At 75.2% G+C, this 5,993-nt stretch carries 5 protein-coding genes; 1 reads left to right on the top strand and 4 read right to left on the bottom strand.

Features of this window, described 5'->3' with window-relative positions; all coding sequences use genetic code 11:
* Positions 1-70: 70 nt before the first annotated feature.
* From DKT68_RS00940 to DKT68_RS00930, 3 genes are all read right to left on the bottom strand, one after another.
* On the bottom strand, positions 71-853 hold the full coding sequence (locus tag DKT68_RS00940) for a peptidase (protein ID WP_109815545.1): 783 nt from the start codon (positions 851-853) through the stop codon (positions 71-73).
* Positions 853-2,145 carry a VWA domain-containing protein gene (locus DKT68_RS00935; RefSeq protein ID WP_109815544.1) on the bottom strand — a complete coding sequence of 431 codons (1,293 nt, stop codon included), beginning with the start codon at positions 2,143-2,145 and terminating at the stop codon, positions 853-855. The genes DKT68_RS00940 and DKT68_RS00935 overlap by 1 nt, the downstream gene beginning before the upstream one ends.
* Before the next feature lie 391 nt (positions 2,146-2,536).
* Positions 2,537-4,249, bottom strand: coding sequence for a dolichyl-phosphate-mannose--protein mannosyltransferase (locus DKT68_RS00930; protein WP_109815543.1), 1,713 nt, complete (start codon positions 4,247-4,249; stop codon positions 2,537-2,539).
* Positions 4,250-4,341: 92 nt separating this feature from the next.
* Between DKT68_RS00930 and rsmI the strand changes: the two genes are divergently transcribed.
* A complete protein-coding gene (rsmI, locus tag DKT68_RS00925) occupies positions 4,342-5,181 on the top strand; it encodes a 16S rRNA (cytidine(1402)-2'-O)-methyltransferase (protein ID WP_407940681.1) in 840 nt (279 codons plus the stop codon).
* 17 nt (positions 5,182-5,198) lie between these two features.
* Here the strand turns inward: rsmI and DKT68_RS00920 are convergent.
* Positions 5,199-5,993, bottom strand: a 795-nt coding sequence (locus DKT68_RS00920; protein ID WP_330848920.1) for a hypothetical protein, incomplete at its 5' end; no start/stop codon positions are given.

Here is a 5,993-nt window from a genome sequence, read left to right as displayed (position 1 = left end):
GGCTGGGCCCGCGGGTGGCCCCGCCGTGCGGCGCGGCCACCGGGGCCGGGTTCCTCAGCGGGGCCGGGGCTCAGCCGCGCCGGGGCCGCCGGGTCATGGCGAAGCCGACCACGCCGGCCACCGCGGCCAGCACGCCGCCGACGCTGGTCCAGACCCAGCGCGAGCCGAGATCCGGCAGCCAGTCCGCTGGCGAGTCACCCTCGTCGTCGGCCTCCGCGCCGGCCACCGGTACGGCGTCGAGCACCGTGCCCGCCCTGGTGTTCGGCACGAGCGGCGCGGCCAGCTCGCCGTCGTCGGCCGAGGCGCCCCGGTCGGCGAGGGTGCCGACCAGCAGGTCCACGTCGATGGGCGCGCCCAGATCCGGCTCCGGCAGGTCCACCACGGAGAGCCGGATGACGTACGTGCCGGGCAGCGGATCGCCCGACCAGGGCTCCGCCCAGGGCCGCACCTCGCGCAGCGTGCAGCCCAGCGCCACGCTCGACGCCTGCGCGTCGACGGTCGGGGTCTGCGCCCCGGCCGTGCACGCCTGCCGCCGGCGCAGCCCGTCGAAGACGTCCACGGTCCAGGTGGAGGCGCCGCTGCGCGCCTTCGGGAAGGTGACGGTGGTACTGATCTCGTGCACCTGCCCGGCCGTCGCCGGAAACGACCAGTAGAGGTGGTCGCCGACCGAGGCGTCCACCCGCACCGGCTGCCCGGCGGTGATCGGAGTCGCGGTCAGGAACGACGTGCCGGCCCGGGTCACCGGCGTGGCGCCCGGCGAGGGGGTGGGGGCGGCGACGGCCGCCGCGGGCAGCAGCGCGGACCCGCCGGCGGCGAGCGCCGCCGCCAGCGACCGGAACAGTGCGGTACGCATCAGTTGGTCCTCCAGGTGGCGACCCACCAGCGGGTGAGCAGTCCGGCGATCAGTCCGGTGAGCAGACCGGCCACGGTGAGCAGGGCGAGCAGCACCCAGCCCCGGCCGAGGTCCGGCCCGTCCGGGGCGGGGGCGGCGGCAACCACGTCGACGGTCAGCTCCACCGGCATTCCGGGCGTCGCGGCGGTGCCGGGACGCGGGGCGAAGGAGTTGCTGACGACCAGGCAGACGGTGGTGGGCTCGCTGGCCGCCGTGGTCGTCTCCTCGGCGTCGGTGGCGTCCTCGGCGTCCTCGTCGTCGGCGCTGGCCGACCAGCGCAGCCCGGCGGAGAGCACGTCGGCCCGCCCGCTGCCGGCGTCCGCGCCGCGAACCATTTCGCGGCCGTCCGCAGCGGTGGCCCGCAGCAGCACCCCGTAGTCCCGGTTCACCGGCCGGTCCAGCGCCATGCTCACCGACGCGCGCAGCTCCTGCCCGGGGCGGACGGGCACCCGGTAGTACCGGTGCTCGGAGAACGCCTCCCGGTCGGCGTACACGCCCGGGGCCAGCAGGGGCGCCGAGTCACAGGCGGTCGCGCCGCCGACCACGGTCGGGGCCCGGCTGTGCGAGTCGCCGGCCCGCTCGACGAGTTGCTTGATCCGGTCGGTCAGCTCCTCGGCGCTCTGCGCCGCGGTGTAGGTGCCGCCGGTCGCTCCGGCGATGCAGAGCAGCTGCCGCCGCACCTTCTCGTCGGGGGCCAGGCCGAGCGTGTCGACCACCAGGCTGGTGCCCTTGGCCGCCAGTTCCCGGGCCACCTCGCACGGGTCCGGTGGGGCGCAGGTGTCCTCTCCGTCGGTGATCAGCACGATCCGCCGGGTCGTGGCTCCGGTGCCCAGATCCTGCGCGGCGGAGCGCAGCGCGAGCCCGACCGGCGTGAACCCGGTCGGCCGCAGGGTCCCCACCGCCGCCTTGGCCCGGGCCCGGTCCACCGGCCCGACCGGAACGATCTGCTGGGTGTCCTGGCAGCCGACCTTCTTGTCCTTGCCCCGGTAGGTCGCGCCGAGCACCCGGATGCCGAGCTGGGTCTCCGCCGGAAGCGCGTCCACCACCTCGTTGAACGCCTGCTGGGCCACCGCGATCCTGCTGCGCCCGTCGATGTCCGCGGCCCGCATCGAGCCGCTGACGTCGAGCACCAGCTCGACCCGTGGCGGCTCGGCCACCGGCTCCTCGTCGGCAGCCGCCGGGAGCGGCCCGGTCAGCGCGGTGGTCGCCAGCAGTCCGACTAGGACGGCCGCCGATCGTCTGAAGTTGATCACGGCCGGCAGTGTAGTGAGATCCACTTTGGATGATCACTCGGGTGGCGGGTCGATGATCACGCCGCTGCCCGCTCCGGCGGGTGCGAGGGCAGGCGGCGAGCGGGGTCGGCCACCCTCGGACCTGCCCGTTCCGGGCGCTGAGTCCACGCCGGGTCACCCACGGTCAACGGCCGGAGGGTGAGCGTCGGCCCGGCCGCCATCCGTCGGAAATCTGACCCAAGTCGACCCGTTGTGCCGGTGGTGCGCGGTGGTTAAGCTCTTCATGCGCGCCCCAATCGCCCGCTTCCCCCGTGGCAGGCGATCGGGGCGCGCGTCTTTGTCGAACGGGCCCGCACGCCGAAGCGTGCGGGCCCGTCTGCGTCGCGCTGCGCGGCGCGTCGCCTGCCGAGGCTTATATCCAGCGCCCGTCCAGCCACATCCGGGCCAGCCAGTCCGAGTACGGCAGGAGCTTGCCCACGAAGATCGGATAGAAGTACGCGAAGCAGAGCGCCACCAGCAGCACGTACGCCCCGGCCGCGATGCTGCCCACCAGCCGGCGTTCGTAGCCCGCATCGCCGGGGACCAGCGGCGCCACCGTGCCGACGTCCGCCCCGGCCGGGGCGATCAGCGCCCCCAGCACGTAGACCACGGCCAGCACCAGGAACGGCAGCGCCGGCGCGGCGTAGAACGAGAACATCGTCCGGCCCTCGAGGGCGAAGGCGAACCAGGGCAGCAGCCCGGCCGCCACGCTGAGCAGGATCGCGCCGGCCCGCCAGTCGCGGCGGGCCACACCCAGCCAGACCAGCGCCACCAGGGCGGGCAGGAACGACCACCAGAGCAGCGGGGTGCCGAGCAGCAGGATCTCGGAGGCGCAGGTCGGCGCGCCGCACGCGCCGTCGCCGGACCAGTGGAAGGCCACCGGACGGCCGAGCAGCAACCACTGCCACGGCCACGACTGGTACTTGTGCGCGTCGTCCAACCCGGTGTGGAAGCCGTACGCCGCCCGGTGGTACTCGAAGAGGTTGACCAGTGGGCCGATCACCGGGGCGTCACTGAGCGGGGCGCTCGGGTAGGACGACGCGAGCCGGTAGTAACCGTCGTCGGTGAGGAGCCAGCCCGACCAGGTGGCGAGGTAGGTGCCCACCATCAGCACGCCGGCCAGCACCAGCCAGGGCAGCTCGTCGAGCAGGGTGTCCCGCCAGGGCCGGCGGACTCCCGCCGAGCGGCGGACACCGACCTCCCAGAGGAGCACCAGCAGCGCGAACGCCGGCACGAAGTAGAGGGCGCTCCACTTCACCGCGCAGGCGCAGCCGAGCAGCACCCCGGCGGCGAGCCGCCACCACGGCCAGGTGCGCCAGCCGGTCGGCGGGCGACCGGCGCGGCCGGGCCGGGTCGGGTCGAGCCCGTCGTCCAGCGCCCGCGCCCAGCGCCGGCGGCGGGCGTCGCGGTCGAGCACGAGCGCGCCGAACGCGGCCAGCACGAAGAAGAGCAGGAAGATGTCGAGCAGCGCCGCGCGGGAGAGCACCAGGTGGAAGCCGTCCAGGGCGAGCAGCAGGCCGGCCGCGCAGCCCAGCACCGTCGAGCGGAACATCCGCCGGCCGATGCGGACCAGCAGCAGCACCGAGAGGGTGCCGACCACGGCCGCCGAGAAGCGCCAGCCGAACTCCGGGGCGGTGGTGATCAGGTGCCCGGGGACGGAGACCCTCGACTCGACGTCCTGGTAGCCGAAGGCCCACTCGCCGAGGCCGATCAGCCACTTGCCCAGCGGCGGGTGCACCACGTACGACGCGGCGTTGTCCTTGTAGTTCCACTCGACGCCCCGGCTGATCAGCCCGTAGGCGTCCTTGGCGTAGTACGTCTCGTCGAAGATCTTGCCCTTCGGGCTGGACAGGCCGACGAAGCGCAGGATCGCCGCGATGGCCACCACCACGGCGGTCGCCAGCCACGAGAACCGGTCCAGCCCGGCATCGACGGTGCTGAACCGGCGGCGGACCACCCCGGACACGCCGCCCCCGTCAGCGCTGGGCGGAGCGGACGCCTGCTCGGGGCGTTGGTCGCCCGGTGTCACGTCGACCGTCTTTGCCGGGTCGGCGCTCGGGCTCTGCGCTGTCGACGCACTCGTCACCCGGCGATCGTAGGCTGCCAAGGTGTCCGGTGGCGCCCGTCGTCCCTGATACCGGTATCCGTGTCAATCAAGGAGACGATCTCGTGGGTGAAATGTCCGAAGCTGGGCGCCTGATCCTGCTCGGCGCCCCGCTCGGCAATCCCGCCGACGCCTCGGCCCGGTTCCGGGACGTGCTGACCAGCGCCGACGTGGTGGCCGCCGAGGACACCCGCCGGCTCACCCGGCTGGCCCGCGACCTCGACATCACCGTCGGCGGCCGGATCGTCTCCTACTTCGAGGGCAACGAGGAGCGGCGCACCCCCGAGCTGGTCGAGGTGATCCTCGGCGGGTACGTGGTGGCGCTGGTGACCGACGGCGGCATGCCGAGCGTCTCCGACCCCGGCTACCGGCTGGTCCGGGCCGCACTGGACGTCGGCGCGCCGGTCAGCGTCGCCCCCGGGCCGAGCGCGGTGACCACCGCGTTGGCGATCTCCGGGCTGCCCTGCGACCGGTTCTGCTTCGAGGGCTTCCTTCCCCGCACCCCGGGCGCCCGCCGGTCCCGGCTGCGCGCCCTCGCCGCCGAGGAACGCACCCTCGTCTTCTTCGAGGCGCCGCACCGGATCGGCGCGGCGCTCGCCGACCTGGCCGAGACGTTCGGCGCGGACCGGCCGGCGGCGCTCTGCCGGGAGCTCACCAAGACCTACGAGGAGGTGCTCCGCCGCCCCCTCGGCGAGCTGGCCCGGTGGGCCGCCGAGGGGGACCCGCGCGGAGAGATCACCCTGGTGGTGGCCGGAGCGCCGACGACCGCCCCCGAGCGCCCCGACGACGACACCCTGCGCGCGGCGGTCGCCGAGCGGGAGGCGGCCGGCCGGTCCCGCCGCGACGCCATCACCGACGTCGCCACCGAGTACGCCCTGCGCCGCCGCGACGTCTACACCATCGTGCACAGCTGACCGACGGAGACGGCGGGTCACCACGCGGCGGCGAGGAAGCCGAGGGTGATCAGCACCGGTCCGGCGACCGCGGCGGTCACCGCCCAGCGGCGGCTGCGCCGGCCGGGCAGCCGGGTCGACCCGGTCCACCGGGCGATGCCGGCGGCACAGCCGGCCACCACCAGCAGACCGGGCAGCCAGCGCAGGTGCCGGGCCACACCCGTGTCGGCGTACGCCGTGGCGCCGTCCGGGCCGGCCATCCGCGCCGGCAGCGCCGTACCCGGGACGTCCCGACCGGCGGGTACGCCGCTGACCCGCACGCCGTGCGCGAAGTACCGCTCGTCGTCGGCGGTGAAGGTGCCCCGGCACCGCTGGGTCAGCCCACCGCCGGTGCAGTCGTCGATCACCACGGTGCCGACCCGCGCATGCCCGACCGCGAGCCAGAACGGGCCGGCGCTCACCCAGGCGAAGAAGGCCACGACCAGGCTCAGCAGCACCAGCGCCGCGAGCCCGGGCAGCGGGTCCGGCGGTGGGGTGGCCCGGGCCGGCGCGCGACGGCCCGCCGGGCCGGAGCCACGGTCCCGCTCCGGTGCCGGGTCCTCCCGGACCGGGGTGCCGTCCCAGTGCACCTGCTCGATCGGCGCCCAGAAGCCGCCGTCGTCATCGTCCGCCGGCGTGTCGCCGTCGGCCCGGCGGGCGCCCCGGTGCCATCGGCTGTGCTGCCGGACCGGCACGCGGCGCGGCACCGCGTCCACCGGCGCGCCCGTGGTCGGCTCCACCTCCACCACCGGCGCGGGCTCGCCACCGGCCGGCGCCGGTGGTGGAGGTGGAGC

It is taken from the genome of Micromonospora acroterricola, assembly GCF_003172955.1.
Taxonomy (GTDB): domain Bacteria; phylum Actinomycetota; class Actinomycetes; order Mycobacteriales; family Micromonosporaceae; genus Micromonospora; species Micromonospora acroterricola.
Note: the sequence above shows the minus strand (reverse complement) of the source record. Positions and strands in the feature narration are given on the sequence as shown.

Coding starts and splice junctions, on each gene's coding strand:
- rsmI (WP_407940681.1), top strand. CDS start 4,342: ATGTCCGAAGCTGGGCGCCTGATCCTGCTCGGCGCCCCGCTCGGCAAT.
- DKT68_RS00940 (WP_109815545.1), bottom strand. CDS start 853: ATGCGTACCGCACTGTTCCGGTCGCTGGCGGCGGCGCTCGCCGCCGGC.